At 66.3% G+C, this 15,394-nt stretch carries 15 protein-coding genes and 2 pseudogenes; 8 read left to right on the top strand and 9 right to left on the bottom strand.

Annotation, left to right across the window (positions count from 1 at the left end; genetic code table 11):
• Window positions 1-3: 3 nt before the first annotated feature.
• The 3 genes from AC5Y4D_RS03425 to AC5Y4D_RS03415 all read right to left on the bottom strand — a co-directional run bounded on the left by AC5Y4D_RS03425 (window position 4) and on the right by AC5Y4D_RS03415 (window position 1,613).
• Entirely contained in the window at window positions 4-459 is a 456-nt protein-coding gene (locus AC5Y4D_RS03425) for an SRPBCC family protein (RefSeq protein ID WP_499990685.1), read from the bottom strand.
• Window positions 460-510: 51 nt separating this feature from the next.
• The gene (locus AC5Y4D_RS03420; protein ID WP_499990686.1) at window positions 511-936 is read right to left on the bottom strand and encodes a transglycosylase family protein; all 426 of its coding nucleotides are present in this window, start codon (window positions 934-936) and stop codon (window positions 511-513) included.
• Window positions 937-1,043: 107 nt separating this feature from the next.
• Window positions 1,044-1,613, bottom strand: coding sequence for a chorismate mutase (locus AC5Y4D_RS03415; protein WP_499990687.1), 570 nt, complete (start codon window positions 1,611-1,613; stop codon window positions 1,044-1,046).
• Window positions 1,614-1,707: 94 nt separating this feature from the next.
• Here AC5Y4D_RS03415 and AC5Y4D_RS03410 point away from each other — a divergent pair, with 94 nt between their 5' ends.
• The gene (locus AC5Y4D_RS03410; RefSeq protein WP_500036358.1) at window positions 1,708-2,277 is read left to right on the top strand and encodes a lipoprotein LppJ family protein; all 570 of its coding nucleotides are present in this window, start codon (window positions 1,708-1,710) and stop codon (window positions 2,275-2,277) included.
• Between the two features lie 77 nt (window positions 2,278-2,354).
• On the opposite strand, the gene ag85B is transcribed toward AC5Y4D_RS03410, so the two are convergent.
• The gene (ag85B, locus tag AC5Y4D_RS03405; protein WP_499946855.1) at window positions 2,355-3,335 is read right to left on the bottom strand and encodes a diacylglycerol acyltransferase/mycolyltransferase Ag85B; all 981 of its coding nucleotides are present in this window, start codon (window positions 3,333-3,335) and stop codon (window positions 2,355-2,357) included.
• Between the two features lie 579 nt (window positions 3,336-3,914).
• Here ag85B and AC5Y4D_RS03400 point away from each other — a divergent pair.
• Entirely contained in the window at window positions 3,915-5,039 is a 1,125-nt protein-coding gene (locus tag AC5Y4D_RS03400; protein ID WP_500036357.1) for a DUF7159 family protein, read from the top strand.
• Window position 5,040: 1 nt separating this feature from the next.
• Here the strand turns inward: AC5Y4D_RS03400 and AC5Y4D_RS03395 are convergent, their stop codons facing one another.
• The 3 genes and pseudogenes from AC5Y4D_RS03395 to AC5Y4D_RS03385 form a co-directional block, all read right to left on the bottom strand.
• Window positions 5,041-5,601 (bottom strand): YceI family protein, encoded by a 561-nt coding sequence (locus tag AC5Y4D_RS03395; RefSeq protein ID WP_500036356.1) that lies wholly within the window; start codon window positions 5,599-5,601, stop codon window positions 5,041-5,043.
• A gap of 24 nt (window positions 5,602-5,625) precedes the next feature.
• A pseudogene (locus tag AC5Y4D_RS03390) lies at window positions 5,626-6,640 on the bottom strand (alcohol dehydrogenase catalytic domain-containing protein).
• A 16-nt stretch (window positions 6,641-6,656) separates the two neighbouring features.
• Complete coding sequence (locus tag AC5Y4D_RS03385; protein WP_499990688.1) at window positions 6,657-7,949, bottom strand: cytochrome P450; 1,293 nt, start codon at window positions 7,947-7,949, stop codon at window positions 6,657-6,659.
• Window positions 7,950-8,131: 182 nt separating this feature from the next.
• On the opposite strand from AC5Y4D_RS03385, the gene AC5Y4D_RS03380 reads away from it, so the two are divergent.
• The 3 genes from AC5Y4D_RS03380 (at window position 8,132) to AC5Y4D_RS03370 (ending at window position 9,141) form a co-directional block, all read left to right on the top strand.
• Window positions 8,132-8,545 carry a hypothetical protein gene (locus tag AC5Y4D_RS03380; protein WP_499946850.1) on the top strand — a complete coding sequence of 138 codons (414 nt, stop codon included), beginning with the start codon at window positions 8,132-8,134 and terminating at the stop codon, window positions 8,543-8,545.
• A gap of 8 nt (window positions 8,546-8,553) precedes the next feature.
• Entirely contained in the window at window positions 8,554-8,844 is a 291-nt protein-coding gene (locus AC5Y4D_RS03375) for a hypothetical protein (RefSeq protein ID WP_499946849.1), read from the top strand.
• A gap of 75 nt (window positions 8,845-8,919) precedes the next feature.
• Window positions 8,920-9,141: an Rv1893 family protein gene (locus AC5Y4D_RS03370; protein WP_499946848.1), complete on the top strand. Its 222-nt coding sequence runs from the start codon at window positions 8,920-8,922 to the stop codon at window positions 9,139-9,141.
• A 51-nt stretch (window positions 9,142-9,192) separates the two neighbouring features.
• On the opposite strand, the gene AC5Y4D_RS03365 is transcribed toward AC5Y4D_RS03370, so the two are convergent.
• Entirely contained in the window at window positions 9,193-10,323 is a 1,131-nt protein-coding gene (locus tag AC5Y4D_RS03365; protein ID WP_499990690.1) for a nitronate monooxygenase, read from the bottom strand.
• A 241-nt stretch (window positions 10,324-10,564) separates the two neighbouring features.
• On the opposite strand from AC5Y4D_RS03365, the gene AC5Y4D_RS03360 reads away from it, so the two are divergent.
• Genes AC5Y4D_RS03360 through AC5Y4D_RS03350 form a run of 3 tightly spaced genes read left to right on the top strand, consistent with a single transcriptional unit; the run spans window position 10,565 to window position 14,477 of the window.
• Window positions 10,565-12,496, top strand: coding sequence for a flavin-containing monooxygenase (locus AC5Y4D_RS03360; protein ID WP_500036355.1), 1,932 nt, complete (start codon window positions 10,565-10,567; stop codon window positions 12,494-12,496).
• Window positions 12,497-12,501: 5 nt separating this feature from the next.
• Window positions 12,502-13,527, top strand: coding sequence for a zinc-binding dehydrogenase (locus AC5Y4D_RS03355; RefSeq protein WP_500036354.1), 1,026 nt, complete (start codon window positions 12,502-12,504; stop codon window positions 13,525-13,527).
• A 17-nt stretch (window positions 13,528-13,544) separates the two neighbouring features.
• A complete protein-coding gene (locus AC5Y4D_RS03350) occupies window positions 13,545-14,477 on the top strand; it encodes a carbon-nitrogen hydrolase family protein (protein ID WP_500036353.1) in 933 nt (310 codons plus the stop codon).
• A 4-nt stretch (window positions 14,478-14,481) separates the two neighbouring features.
• Here the strand turns inward: AC5Y4D_RS03350 and AC5Y4D_RS03345 are convergent.
• Window positions 14,482-15,390, bottom strand: a pseudogene (locus AC5Y4D_RS03345) (class I SAM-dependent methyltransferase).
• Window positions 15,391-15,394 lie beyond the last annotated feature (4 nt).

The raw sequence follows: 15,394 nt of genomic DNA, 5'->3' as shown, positions 1-15,394 counted from the left end.
CCCTCAGTCCGCTTCGACCACTTCTTTGATGCGCTGCAGCGTCTTGGTCATGTCCCGGATGTTGCGCCGTCTCCGCAGGAAACCACCCAGGACCAGGTAGACCTTGGTCAACGGGGACTGCGCCATCCGGAAGGACTCGGTGACGTCGGTACCGTCACCGGCCGGAACCAATCGGTAATGCCAGTTGTTGATGGCCCGGTCACCGGCCAGCACAGCAAACCCGAACTCACGGCCGGGATCGCATGCCGTCACTTTGCAGGTGGTCCAATAGACCGGCCCGATCTCGTTACGGCGCACATGGCCGCGAAACCGCGCACCCAACTCGGGACCGCTTGCGTCGCCGAGCCATTCCGCTTCGAACGTTTCCGGCGAAAAGCGTCCGGTATTTCGAATATCGGCTATTAATTCCCAGATCTTGTCGGCCGGCGCGGCCATATGAACCGTTGCTGAACCCTGCATAGAACGATCCAATCACGTCGCCTGTAACGAAACGAGACGAACCGCCGATAATCACCCTTTGGGCGTCAGCATCCCGATGATCGCGCTGATGGTCTGCTGCCACTGCTGCGCCGGCTGCGCGGGTTGCACCGCACCGCCGGACGCCGGTGCCATACCGCCGACGCGCGAGCACTTGGGCCACGCTCCCGGTCCCTGACCGGCCAGCACCCGGTTGGCGACCGCGATTTGTTGCTGCTTGGAGGCCTTCGCGGGATTTCCGACGCCGCCGTACTCCTCCCAGGTGGCTTGCTTGAACTGCAGGCCACCGTATGCGCCGTTGCCGGTGTTGGCGGCCCAGTTACCGCCGGACTCGCACTGTGCGACGGCTTCCCAGTTCATGGTCTCGGCGTCCGCGACACCGGTGGAGAACGACATCGATGCGGCCAGGAAACCACCAGCCACGGCGGACTTGATGAAGGGCTTAGTGATGTTCGTCATGTGCGGCTTTTCGCCGGCCGTAGTCGAAGCGTTACCGACCGGAGAAAATTATGAGACCGTTTATCTATCCCTTCGAGATTGGCGCAAACGGTGTTTCACCGGGTGTTTCAGGCGTCCGGCCGGACCTGGCAGTAGGACTGTGTCGCGACGGTCAGCGCACGTCGATACAGGTCGTCGAGTCGGCGTAGCCGCGTGGTCTCGGTGCGCGCGAGTTGCAGCGCAGGCCCGCAATCGGGCGAATTCAGCAAACTCTGGTTAAGCGCTATCTGAGACAGAATCTTAGTGTTGGACTCGTCGATGGCCGCCCGCGAGACCGACAGGTCCGGCGGCGCCGGCTCGACGTGGTTCGGGTCCAGCTTCCACTGGGCGAACCGGGCGTACTCGATGGCTTCGGTGGCTCGGATCTGGTCGGCGAAGACCGCTGCGACGTAGTCCGGGTCGACGCTGCGGCCGACGGCCTCGTCGCGCAGGGCGGCGAGCTCGTGCTCGACGCGGACCGGATCTTCGATCGCGGCGTGCGTGACCCACTTGAACGCGGCGACCGGATCGGCGATCTGGAGCCGCTCGGCGGCGGCGTCGACCAGTGCGATCAGCGAGCCGCCTGGGTCTGACGGCACCGGCGGCGCGAACGCGACCGACAGCAGAGCAAGTACCGCGAATCCGGCTGTTGCGCGCACGTCCTCAAGACAAGCACCTCAATCGCGGTCACCGCCGCCGGATTGTCCAGACTGCATGGAAGTCAATCGCCCGTGGTGGCCGACAATGGCTTGCATGCGTGCTGACTGGTTGCGCTCGCGACATGCCAGGCTCCTGCTCGGTGCCGCGCTGGCTGTCTCGATGCTGTTGGGTGGGGCTTTTGTGGTGCTGAACCGGGTGCATGCTCCGCCGACCGGCGCCGTGCGACCTGCGGGACCTCTGGCGACCGACCAACAGAGCCAGGCGCAGGCCGTCGGAGCGGCCAAGAACGTCGTGGCGGTCGCCGGTCTGCGCACGACGACGGCCGGCTACCTGTTGATGTCGTGTCAGGGCCGTGACGAGCCGCCCTACCAAGGGGCGGTGTACCTGACGTTCGCCGTGCCCCCCGACACCGGTGCCGACACCTACCTACCTTCCGTCGCGACCAAATTGGTCTCCGACGGCTGGACGGCGGGAGTGGCCCCCGCCAACCATGCCTTCGCGCAGACGCTGACCAAGGGCGGGGTCACCGCGGTCGTCTATCGCCACGACGACAACGTGAACCTGGGCACTTTGCGGCTGTATGGAGAATGCCGAAACATGACCGACCATCGAGCCGATCCCACCGGCTGGATCGACATCACCGGCGAATTCGGCCCGGCCTAGAGCGGTACCGGGTGCAAAAGCACTACTGCGCTTGACGGCAGGTAGCCGTCAAGCGCAGTAGTAGAGATAGTGCAGGGTCAGGCCCGAGCGCCCAGTGCGCCCTGCAGGTCACCCTTCATGGCGACCAACTGCGCGCCCCAGTACTCCCAGCTGTGCGTGCCGTCGCTCTGGAAGTTGAAGACCGCGTTGTGGCCACCGGCCGCGTTGTAGGCGTCCTGGAACTTGATGTTGCTGCTGCGGACGAAGTTCTCCAGGAACTCCGCGGGCATATTGGCGCCACCCAGCTCGGACGGCTTGCCGTTGCCGCAGTACACCCACAGGCGGGTGTTGTTGGCGACCAGCTCGGGGATGTGCAGCGACGGGTCGTTGCGCGCCCACGCGGGATCGCTGGACGGGCCCCACATGTCCGAAGCCTTGTAGCCGCCGGCGTCACCCATCGCCAAGCCGATCAGCGACGGTCCCATGCCCTGCGACGGGTCCAGCAGCGCCGACAGCGAGCCGGCGTAGATGAACTGGCCGGGGTGGTTGACGGCCAGGATCATGGCCGACGAGCCGGCCATCGAGATACCCACCGCGGCGCTGCCGGTCGGCTTGACCGACTTGTTGCTCGCCAGGTACGCGGGCAGCTCGCTGGTCAGGAAGGTCTCCCACTTGTAAGTGGTGCAGCCGGCCTTACCGCAGGCCGGGTTGTACCAGTCGCTGTAGAAGCTGGACTGGCCGCCGACCGGCATGATCACCGAAAGGCCCGACTGGTAGTACCACTCGAACGCGGGGGTGTTGATGTCCCACCCGTTGTAGTCGTCCTGGGCGCGCAGGCCGTCGAGCAGGTACACCGCAGGTGAGTTGTCGCCACCGCTCTGGAACTGCACCTTGATGTTGCGTCCCATCGCCGCCGACGGCACCTGCAGGTACTCGACTGGCAGACCCGGCCGGGAGAAGGCTCCCGCGCTCGGCGCACCGCCGGCGAGTCCGATCAGGCCCGGCAGGGTCGCAGCCGCAGCCGCGCCGACCAGGAGTCGGCGACCCCAGGCCCGTATCTTCCCGCTCACCTCTGTCATAACCTGTGCCCCTTTTTCCTTAATGGCATTGCTCCCGGCAGAACTTACCGCGTGAATAGGCCAAATGTCGATTCGGACGCAATCACATTTCAGTTCCATATCGGTTGCCGCCACGGATACCGCAACTGTGTTAGTTCCGTACCGCGCCGGTCGACCGCATTCGTTGATACCCGGTCCCGACACGGGCAAACGCGACACGCGCCGCGCCGTTATGCACGCGTTATGGAGTTGGAATCGGGCCGAGTCGGGTCTACCGGGCACCGTATATATGGTGCACGGGACGAAATCGCCGAAGCGGAGCGACAGAATTTCCAGCCATGTCGGCCAACGTGCCCAATTTTTACCGCACCGTCAGTTCGCAACCTTTTCCGGCGAAATCGGTGGCCCGAGATCTCTCGAGCGGCATTCAACCCGGGGCAGCCGAACTTCCGCCGACCGCGTAGGCTGCTCGGAGCAAGCCGACTGCAGACACGCTAGCCCCGGCCGATCAGGCACCCTGCGCGCCACGCACCTGACCTTTTGGTGCACGTGGTTGTCGTAGCGGATGAGTCAGACCCGGGAACGATTGAGGTGCGAAACTTGGATACGGTACTCGGGCTATCAGTGACACCGACCACGGTCGGATGGGTTCTGGCTGAAGGGCATGGCGCCGACGGCGCAATCCTGGACCACCGCGAAATGCACCTGCAGGACGGCGTCGAAGACGGCCACACCGTGCGCACGGTGAACACCGCAGAGCGAGTCGCAGCCGAAGTCATCCGCGCCCGAGACATCGCCACCGTCGACAATCACCGACTGCGCGTGGTCGGAGTGACCTGGAACGACGAGGCCGCGGCCGAGGCGGCGCTGGTACAGGAAGCGCTGGCCGACGCCGGTTTCGACAATGTGGTGCCGGTTCGGCAACTCGACGCCGTCGAGACACTGGCCCAGGCCATCGCACCCGTCATCGGATTCGAGCGGACGGCGGTATGCATCCTCGAGGCCGAGTGGGCGACCGTGGTCATGGTCGACACCCACGACGGCGAGACGCAGACCGCCGTCAAGCACGTTCGCGGCGGCTTTGACGGTCTGACTTCCTGGCTGACCGGCATGTTCGACCGCAGCAGCTGGCGTCCGGCGGGCGTCGTCGTGGTCGGGCCCGAAGGCGACGTCAGTGCGCTGTCCTCGCAACTCGAAAGCGTGCTGCCGGTACCCGTTTTCGCCCAGACGATGGCGCAGGTGACGGTCGCGCGCGGTGCCGCGCTGGCGGCGGCGCTGCGCACCGACTTCACCGACGCGGAGTTGTTTGCGCTGGTGGAGGAGGCGGTCGAGCCGGTCGCCGCGGTGCCCGCGCGATCACGGCAGTACGCCGGTGCGGCGACCACGTTGGCCGCAGCCGCGGTCACCTTCGTCGCGTCGGTGTCGCTGGCGGTGGGTCTGCAGTTGGCACCGGGCAAGGATGCCAGCGCCACGCAGCATGTCGTGCGCAGACCGACGCCCCCGGTCGCCGAGGCGCCACTGGCTCCGACGGCGCAACCTCGGCCCCCGGCGCAACCGGAGCCGGTGCGTCTGGCCGCCGACGAGCAGCCCGACGGGTCCGCGCCCGGCGGGCAACCGAACAGCGCCGTGCCCCGCCCGGAGCCTGCCGGCGGACCGTACCGGTTGAGTACGGCGATCGAGCAGCTCCCCGGCACCGTCGCCGAGGACGGGCAACCACCCGAATGATCTAGTCGTCCCGGCGCCGGACCGCGCTGAAGGACACCGTCACCTCGTCGGTGACCTGTAGCGAACCCATAAACAACGAGTAGGGTTTGACGCCGTAATCGGACTGCCGCACTGTGGATTCCGCGGACAGCCGCCAGGAATCTCCGAGGTCGTCGGTCCGCAGTTGGACCACGTGCTCGCGGGACTTACCCCGGATGTGCAGTCGCCCGGTCAGGCGGTACCCGTCGCCGGTCCGCTCGATGCGGTCGGTGGCGAAGCGGATCTCGGGAAAGCGGTTGGCGGACAACGACTTCAGGGCGTTGGAGCGCACCATGACCTGCTCGGCGCCGGACAGGCCCTTGACGCCTCCGGAGCCGCGCAACACCTGCAACGAATCCACTTGCACCTCGAGTCCCGCGGTGGCCGGTTCACCGTCGAGCCACGTCACCCAAGCCTGCCAAGCGGTCATGGCGATGGTGAGCCGATGACCCATCCGCGCTGCTCGACCGGTAACCCCGGTGTGAATGGTCAACTCGCCGTCCGCGGGGTCCAGCGTCCACGTTTCGTCCTGGTCGGGGGCCACGGGCGAACCTTACTAGCCGTCACCTCACATGGTGAGTACCGTGCGGTAGTGCGCCCGCCCCTGCTCCAGCGCCGCGTACCCGTCGGCCGCCTGCGCCAGTGGTAACTCCTCGATCCACGCCCGCACACCCGACATGACCGCGAAATGCATTGTCTCCTCGACGTCTTTCGCCGTTCCGGACGGATGCCCGATGATGCTGAGCCCGGATGTGATCAGTTGGACCGGGCTGATCGGCAGCGGTTCGGGCGTCACACCGATGGCGACGAGTTCGCCCTGGGGGAGCAGACCGCCGATGGTGTCGGCCATGGCTTGCGAATTGCCAGCCGTGGCAAGGACAACGGCCGCCCCGCCCAGGATGCGCAGCGCCTCGGCGACATCCTCGGTCGTGGAGTCGATGTAGTGGTGGGCACCCAACGTCTTGGCGTCATCGGCCTTGACGGCGCCGCGGGCGATGGCAATGGTCTCGAATCCCATCGCCCGGGCGAACTGCACCCCGAGGTGGCCCAGACCACCGACGCCCAGGACTGCGACCCGGTCGCCGGGCAACGCTTTGGTGTGGCGTAGCGCGTTGTAGGTGGTCACACCCGCGCAGCCCATCGGCGCGGCTTCGACGTCGGAAAGCCCGGCCGGGATCCGGGCCGGCGCGGTCGCCGGGACCGTCACCGATTCCGCGTAACCACCGGGATACTGCCAACTCGGCACCTTCATGTTCGCGCAATGTATGAAAATGCCTTTGCGGCACGGATCGCATTGGTTGCAGTTGCCCCCGAACCAGCCCACCGCGACACGGTCACCGACCGCGAATTCCTCCACGCCGGCCCCGACTTCGGCTATGGTTCCGGCGATTTCGTGTCCGGGAGTCAACGGCCAAGGACATGCCGGGAAAGCCGCCGTGGACGAAGTGGGCGTCGGTTCCGCAGATGCCGCAGGCGGTGACGGCGATGCGGACCTCGCCACGGCCGGGGGCGACCGTTTCGACGTCGGCGAACTCCAGCGGCGCACCCGTGGACGGGACCTGGACCGCTCGGTGTGTCGACACGGTTATCCGTTCAGTTTCAGTGCGCGACAGGACATTTGGCGCTCCCATCGGCGTGATAGTCGACTTGCCAGTGCTTGATTCCGTTGAGCCAGCCCGAGCGCAGCCGCTCGGGTGTGCCGATCGATTCCAGGTTGGGCATGGCGTCTGCGATCGCGTTGAACATCAGGTCGATCGTCATCCGCGCCAGGTTGGCACCGATGCAGTAATGCGCCCCGGTTCCCCCGAAGCCGACGTGCGGGTTGGGGTCACGCAGGATGTTGAAGGTGAACGGGTCGTCGAACACGTCTTCGTCGAAGTTCGCCGACCGGTAGACCATCACGACCCGCTGCCCTTTCTTGATCTGCACTCCCGACAGCTCATAGTCCTGGAGGGCGGTGCGCTGGAACGAGGTGACCGGCGTTGCCCACCGGACGATCTCGTCGGCCGTGGTGACGGGCCGGTCCCGCTTGTAGAGCTCCCATTGGTCGGGGAAGTCGGTGAAAGCCATCATGCCCTGGGTGATGGAGTTGCGGGTGGTCTCGTTGCCGGCCACCGCGAGCAGGATGACGAAAAAGCCGAACTCGTCGTCGGAGAGCTTGTGGCCGTCGACGTCGGCTTCGATCAGTTTGGTGACGATGTCGTCGCCGGGATTCTGCGCCCGGTCGGCGGCCATCTGCATGGCGTACATGATCAATTCGACCGACGCGGTGATGGCATCGTTGCTGGCGAACTCGGGGTCCTGGTCGCCGACCATCTGGTTGGACCAGTGAAAGAGCTTCATCCGGTCTTCCTGCGGGACACCGAGCAGTCCGGCGATGGCCTGGAGCGGCAGTTCGCAGGACACCTGCTCGACGAAGTCGCCCGATCCTTGCGCGGCGGCGGTTTCGACGATGTTCCTGGCGCGCTCAGTGAGGTCGTCGCGCAGGCGCTCGACCGCCCGCGGGGTGAAACCGCGGGAGATGATCTTGCGGAGCCGGGTGTGGTGCGGAGCATCCTGGTTGAGCAGGACGAATTTGCCTCGTTCGATCTGCTCACCGACGGTGCCGTCCCGGTAACGCGGCAGGGCGGTCTTCTCCAGGCTGGAGAAGACGTCGCTACGACGCGAGATCTCTTTGACGTCCTTGTGTTTGGACACCACCCAGAAGCCGCCGTCGTCGAATCCGCCGGCCCCGTACTCCTGCTCGTTCCACCAGATCGGCGCGGTCCGACGCAACTCGGCCAGCTCTTCCACCGGCAGTCGCTCGGCGTGGATGTCGGGGTCGGTGAAGTCGAACCCCGGCGGCAGATTCGGCTCGAGCTGTGGTTCGGCTGCTGGCTGCGTAGTTGACAAGGCCCACTCCTTGAGAGTCCCGGTGGTCGTCTCGTGCCAATACTCCATTGCTACACCACAGTTGGGAAGCTCTGAACGAAAACCGGCAAAGCCGAACCCGGCCCCGAATCCGGCCTTGTGACTGCTGGGGCAATCGTTATGCTCTTGAGAAACACCTCGCCGGTGCCTAGAAGGGGAACACCATGATTCGCGAACTGCTCACTGCCACCGCGGTCACGGGTGCGGCGATCGGGCTCGCCCCGGTAGCCGGCGCCGACAACGGGCGCTGGGAAGGCGACGTGCCGGGCATGAACTACGACGCTTCGCTGGGTGCGCCGTGCGACAACTACGAGCGCTTCATCTTCGGCCGCGGTCCCAGTGGCCAGGCCGAGGCCTGCCACTTCCCGCCGCCCAACCAGTTCCCGGCCGCAGAAACCGGCTACTGGGTCATCTCCTACCCGTTGCGGGGAGTCCAGCAGATCGGTGCGCCGTGTCCGGGTCCCAAGGTCGCCGCGCAATCGCCGGCCGGTCTTCCGATGCTGTGCCTGGGTGCTCAAGGCTGGCAAGAAGGTTGGTTCACCGGGGCAGGGTTCTTCCCGCCCGACCTGAGCGAATGACCTGAGTCGTGCGCGGCCACGACGTCGCCGAGTCCCCGATCCCACGGTGGCTGCGCTTCGTCTTGGCCTCTGATCGTGCCGGCTCGGCCTGGTATGTCGGCACCGGGTTCTTCTTCGCGCCGGTCCTGGCCGTGCTGTCGCCGTGGCCGACGGTGACCGTTGTGCTGTGGTGGCTGATCGGCCTGGCCGGTTTATGGCTCGGTCTGCTCGGAATCGCGATGGCCGCGGGGCTGGCGCGAGTTCTGCGCTCGGGCACCGAGATTCCGGAGGATTACTGGCGCACCCTGGTCGACTACTGAGTTCTGTCGGTGGTGGGGCGAATTCGCCTACCTCTAGACTCAGAGGTCCGTCCCGCCAGCGAACAGGAGACTCAGATGGCTTTCGACCCCAAGGACGCCGTGGACGCGGTCAAGGACATCGCGATCAATGCCGTCGAAAAGTCCTCGGACATCGTCGAAAGCGTCACGGCCATCATCAGGGGTGACATCGCCGGCGGCGCCAGCGGCATCGTCCAGAGTTCCGTCGACATCGCCACCGACGCGGTCGACCGCGTCAAAGAGGTATTCACCGGCAGCGACGACGCGCCACTGGACTAGTTCTACCGTCGCGACCGACTGCACCCGGCGACGCCGCGCCGACGATCGCCCCTAGACGCCGGCGGCCTCGTTGAGTTCGTCGAGTCGGGTCGTCGACTCCAGGTATTCCTGCACCCAGCGCTCGATCACCGTGGACGTCTTCTCCACCTTGCGGAACTGGCCGACGACCTGCCCCACCGGGTTGAAGGCCACGTCCACCGACTCGTTCGGGTAACGGTTGGTGGCCCGCACCGCCATCCCGGACACCATGTACTGCAGCGGCATACCGAGCGGCTTCGGGTTGTCCGGGTGCTCCCACGCCTCGGTCCAGTCGTTGCGCAGCATCCGGGCCGGCTTACCGGTGAACGAACGGCTGCGGACGGTGTCACGGCTACCGGCCTTGATGTAGGCGGCCTGCTGAACCGGGGTGTTCGAGGACTCCTCGACCATCAGCCACTGCGAGCCGGTCCACGCGCCCTGACAACCCAGCGCCAGCGCGGCCGCGATCTGCTGGCCGCTGCCGATGCCGCCGGCACCCAGGACCGGGACGGGCGCCACCTCCTTGACGACCTGCGGCCACAACACGATCGAGCCGACCTCGCCGCAGTGTCCACCGGCCTCGCCACCCTGGGCGATGATGATGTCCACCCCGGCGTCGGCGTGCTTGCGGGCCTGCGACGGCGAGCCGCACAAAGCGGCCACGGTGCGGCCTGCGTCATGGATGTGCTTGATCATGTCCGCCGGGGGAGTGCCCAGCGCGTTGGCGATCATCGTCACCTTGGGGTGCTTGAGCGCCACCTCCACCTGCGGGGTGGCGGTGGCCTCGGTCCAGCCCAGCAACTGCAGGCTGTCACCGTCGCTGTCCTCGACCGGGACTCCGTGGTCGGCGAGGATCTTCTTGCCGAAGTCCAGGTGTTCCTGGGGCACCATGGATCGCAGCGTGTTGGTCAGGTCCTCGGCGGACTGGTGCGAGTCCATGCCCTCGTACTTGTTGGGGATCACGATGTCCACGCCGTAGGGGTGGTCGCCGATGTTCTCGTCGATCCAGTTCAGTTCGATCTCCAGCTGCTCCGGGGTGAAGCCGACCGCACCGAGCACGCCGAACCCGCCGGCTTTGCTGACGGCGACGACCACATCGCGGCAGTGGGTGAACGCAAAGATCGGAAACTCGATACCGAGTTGATCGCACAGGGCGGTGTGCATGCCTGCTCCTAGGAAGCTTGACCGAGCGGAAAAACTGCAACGTGTTCTAGTTTAGTACGGGGGCCTGTCGCTTGGCCAGCCAGGTCCCGCGCGCGGCGACTAATACCCGTCGCCTCGCCGGGCCGACGGCGACCCGTAGCCGCAGCGCTTGATCCCGGCAGCTACGGCGAGGTAGCGTGAAGCCCGCAATTACGAAACGACGGGTAGCGTAATTGCGTCCCCGAAAGGATTTGGCCCCTCGATGCGCAGCCGGTACGCCGGGCAACCCTTCACCACGTCCACAGCCGAAATCGCCGCCGCGCTAGAGGATGTCAGCATCCCGACGCTGCTGCTGTCACTGGTGCACATCACCGGCGATCCCCGGTTCATCCGCGACTTCAAGCAGATGGGCATATTCCTCAACGAGGTTCAAGGATTCATGTCCGAGGAGGACAAGGCCCGGGCCCGCGCCGAGGCGCTACCGGTGATCGTCGACTATCGCGATCGCGGCTGCCCAGAGCCCGAACCGCTCAGCTACGACCTGATCCGGGAAATGATGGACTGGGCCGCGTGTGAACACGTTCCCGACGATTACCTGCCCCTGGCGCTCGAGGAGATCGACCTCGAAGGCGTAGACCCGCGCCGTCCGGTCACATTGCCGGCCGGTTCGATGGCCGACTTCCCGGTGCTCGTGATCGGGTGCGGCGAGTCCGGCATCCTGGCCGGAATTCGCCTCAAACAAGCCAACATTCCGTTCACCATCGTCGAGAAGAACTCCGGACCCGGTGGAACATGGTGGGAGAACAGTTATCCCGGCGCCCGCGTCGACGTCGCCAACCACTTCTACTGTTACAGCTTCGAACCCAACAACGACTGGACCCACTTCTTCGCCGAGCAGCCCGAGCTGCGCGACTACTTCACCCAGGTGATGGCCAACCACGACCTGGCCCGGCACGTGCGCTGGGACACCGAAGTCGTCTCGGCGACATGGCTTGACACGCAAGGCCATTGGTCCGTCGAGCTGCGCGCGACCGACGGCAGCCTCAGCACGGTGCAGGCGCGAGCGGTGATCACGGCGGTCGGACAGCTCAACCGGCCGCACGTCCCCGACTTCGACGGGGCCGACACATTCGCCGGTCCGTCGTTTCACTCCGCACGGTGGGATCATTCGGTCGACCTGACCGGCAAACGAGTAGCCCTGGTCGGCGCCGGCGCCAGCGGATTCCAGATCGCACCCGCGATCGCCGGCGACGTCGAGCAGCTGACGGTGTTCCAGCGCACCGCGCAATGGATGTTTCCCAACGCGATGTACCACGACGAGGTCGGCGACGGCGTCCGCTGGGCGCTCCGTCATCTGCCGTGCTACGGGCGGTGGTATCGATTCCTGCTGTTATGGCCGGGCGCGGACAAAGGTCTGGACGCCGCGCAGGGCGACCCGAGCTACGCCGACCAGGACTACGCCGTCAGCGACATCAACGCGGCCGCCCGGATGATGTTCAGTCAGTGGATCACCAGCCAGGTCCCCGAGGGTGACGAGCTGCTCGCCCAGGTGCTGCCCGACTATCCGGCCACCGGCAAACGGACCCTGCAGGACAACGGCAGCTGGCTTCAGACGCTGCAACGCGACAACGTCGAACTGGTGCGTACCCCGATCGCGCGGATCACACCGCACGGCATCGAGACCGAGGACGGCACCACCCGGAACTTCGACGTGATCGTCTACGCCACCGGTTTCCGGCACACCGACGTGCTCTGGCCCTTGAACATCAAGGGCCGCAACGGAATCGATCTGCACGAGCTGTGGGGGAGCCGGCCTTACGCGTATCTGGGCGTCACCGTCCCGGGTTTCCCGAACCTCTTCCTGATCTATGGGCCCGGCACGCATTTGGCGCACGGCGGCAGCCTGATCTTCCAGTCCGAACTCCAGATGCGCTACATCAACCTGTGCTTGCAACGGATGGCCGAGGAAAACATCGTCGCCGTGGAGCCCACCGCAGACGCAGCCACCGAGTGGCATCAACGCACCCAGGCGGAGATCAAGAAGATGGTGTGGTCACATCCAGCTGTCAAACATTCGTACTTCAAGAACGCCGACGGGGAAATTCACACCGTCAGCCCGTGGCGCCTCAACGAGTACTGGGCCGCGGTGCGTGAGCCCGATTGGTCCAATTTCATTCTCCGACAGGGAAAGTGAGCGCGATGCGAACGGTAGTCGTCGACGGGCCCGCCAGCATCCGGGTCGACACCCGGCCCGATCCGGCCCTGACCGGACCGGACGGGGTGATCGTGCAGGTGAGCGCCGCCGGCATCTGCGGCTCGGACCTGCATTTCTACGAAGGTGACTACCCGATGGTCGAACCCATCGCGCTGGGCCACGAAGCCGTCGGCACCGTGGTCGAGGCGGGCCCGGAGGTCCGCACCGTGCGGGTCGGCGACGAGGTTCTGGTGTCGTCGGTGGCCGGCTGCGGAGCGTGTCCGGGATGCGCCACCAACGACCCGGTCATGTGTTATTCGGGTCTGAACATCTTCGGCGGCGGTGTGCTGCCGGGAGCTCAGACGGATCTGCTCGCGGTGCACGCGGCCGACTTTCAGGTCCGCAAGGTGCCCGAAGGGATTTCCACCGAACAGGCGCTGTTACTCACCGACAATCTGGCCACCGGCTGGGCTGCGGCACAGCGCGCCGACATCCCGTACGGCGGCACCGTCGCCGTGATCGGACTGGGCGCGGTCGGATTGTGCGCGCTGCGCAGCGCGCTGACCCAAGGCGCGGCAACAGTTTTCGCGGTCGACCGGGTCGAGGGTCGACTGCAGCGCGCCGTCGAGTGGGGCGCCACCGCGGTGCCGGGACCCACGGTCGAGTCCATCCTCGCCGCGACGGGCGGACGCGGCGCCGACGCGGTGATCGACGCTGTCGCCACGGATGCCTCACTGACCGACGCGCTGGCCGCGGTGCGCCCCGGCGGCACCGTGTCGGTGGTCGGTGTGCACGACCTGCAACCGTTTCCGTTCCCCGCCCTCATGTCCCTGATCCGCAGCATCACCGTGCGCTGGACGACGGCGCCGGTACAGCGCACCTGGCCGGAGTTGATCCCACTGCTGCAGTCGGGGCGCCTCGATGTCGAGGGCATCTTCACCACCACGATGCCGCTGGACGAAGCGGCCCAGGCTTACCGCACCGCGGCGGCGCGGACCGGCGATACGGTCAAAATCCTGTTGACGCCGTAGCGTTCCACCGTGGCAGCATGGTGTTCATGCGTTGCGCCGCAATCCAGCTCGAAGCAGTACCGGCCGACGTCGACGCCAACCTGGCCACCATCGAACGTCTCGTCGAGGACGCAGTCCAAGCCGGCGCGGAGACGATCGCGCTGCCCGAATTCTTCACCACCGGCATCGGGTTCTGGCCCGATCTCGCCGATGCCGCGCTGCCGCCCGACGGCAAGGCCACCGAACTGCTGCTGGGTCTGGCCCGGCGCCACGACGTGATGGTCGGCGGCTCGTTGCTGGTCCGGGACGACGACGGCAACGTCCGCAATGCCTACCTGCTCGCGACGGCCGCCGGGTTGGCCGGGCGCCATGACAAGGACCTGCCGACGATGTGGGAGAACGCCTTCTACGTCGGCGGTGACGACGACGGCGTGATCGAGACGGACGCAATGACCGTAGGGGCGGCGGTGTGCTGGGAACTGATGCGCACCCAGACGGTGCGCCGGCTGCGTGGACGCATCGATCTGGCAATGACCGGGTCGGGGTGGTGGTCGATTCCCGAGTGGTGGCCGCGAGCGAGCTTCCGCCGGCTGGAGGCGCGCAACGCGGCCACAGCACGACGGGCCGCGGCATCCTTGGCGAGCTACGTCGGCGCACCGGTGCTGCATGCCGCGCACGCGGGCCCGCTACGGTGCCGAATGCCGTGGCTGCCGATCCGATACCGCGGCCGATTCGAGGGTGGCACCCTGATCGTGGCGGCCGACGGCACCGTGCTGGCCGGCCGCGACGAGGCCGACGGGGAAGGCATCATCGTCGCCGAGGTCGAAATCGGGCGCCGGACACCAACCTCCAACGCGCCCAGCGGTTTCTGGCTGCATCGGCGCGGAGCGCTGCCGGCCGCGGTGTGGCACTATCAACGCCTGCACGGCCGCCACTACTACCGTCGGCACGTCGCCGGGACGGCGTCCTGAGCGCTCAGCGTTGGGCGACGATGTACTGGGAGTGCATGTAGCCGTCGATCGTGATGTCCACCTCGAACGGGGTCAATCCGTAACCGGCCTGCAGATCCGGGTTGTTGCGCATCGGTTCGACCGCCCAACCATGTGCGGCCAGCCACTCCGCGGGGTCCAGCGGGTTCTCGTAAGTCAGGGAGGAGAAGTCGACATCACCGGCCAAGTTGACCCCTGGGTGCTCCTCTTCGAGTGCGGCCAACTGCTGGTGATCCAGCCGAGACCCCAACGCGCCTATGGCAAGTCGACTGCCCGGGGAACTCAACTCGGTGATGCCGGCGAACAGCGCTTCGTGGGCGGCGCTGGTCAGGTAGGGCAGTAGCCCTTCCAGCGACCAGGCGCTCGGACGCTGCGAGTCGAATCCGGCGGCCAGCAGTGCAACGGGCCAGTCCGCGCGCAGATCGGCGGCGGCCTCGCGCCGCTCGGCCTTCGGCGCCGCGCCGTGCTCGCTGAGCACCTGCGCCTTGAATTCCAGGACTTTGGGCAGGTCGATCTCGAAAACCGTTGTCCCCGTTGGTCATTGCAGTCGGTAGGCCCGGGAGTCCAGACCCGCGGCGACGATCACCGCTTGCCGGATGCCCGCGTCGCCGGCAGCGACAAAGAACTCGTCGAAGAACCGCGTCTGCACGCCGTACAGGCGCGGGAAGGCGTTCTCGTGGTCGGAGGTTCCCGGGTTGGCCAACAGTTCGGTCAGATAATCGTCGCCCGAGGCCTCGATGAAGAGCTTCGCGTAGTCGTCGCGCACCAACGGCTGCTCGTTGACGGCATGCAGCGCGCGCCAGGCGGCTACCAGCAGAGCCGTGTAGCCGACACCGCTGACGATGTCCCATTCGTCGTCGTCGGAGCGTAGCGATCCGAACTCAGGGGGCGTCATAGCT

Source organism: Mycobacterium sp. NGS67, from assembly GCF_059812185.1.
The sequence above is the reverse complement of the archived record's forward strand: the minus strand, read 5'-3'. Positions and strand labels throughout refer to the sequence as shown.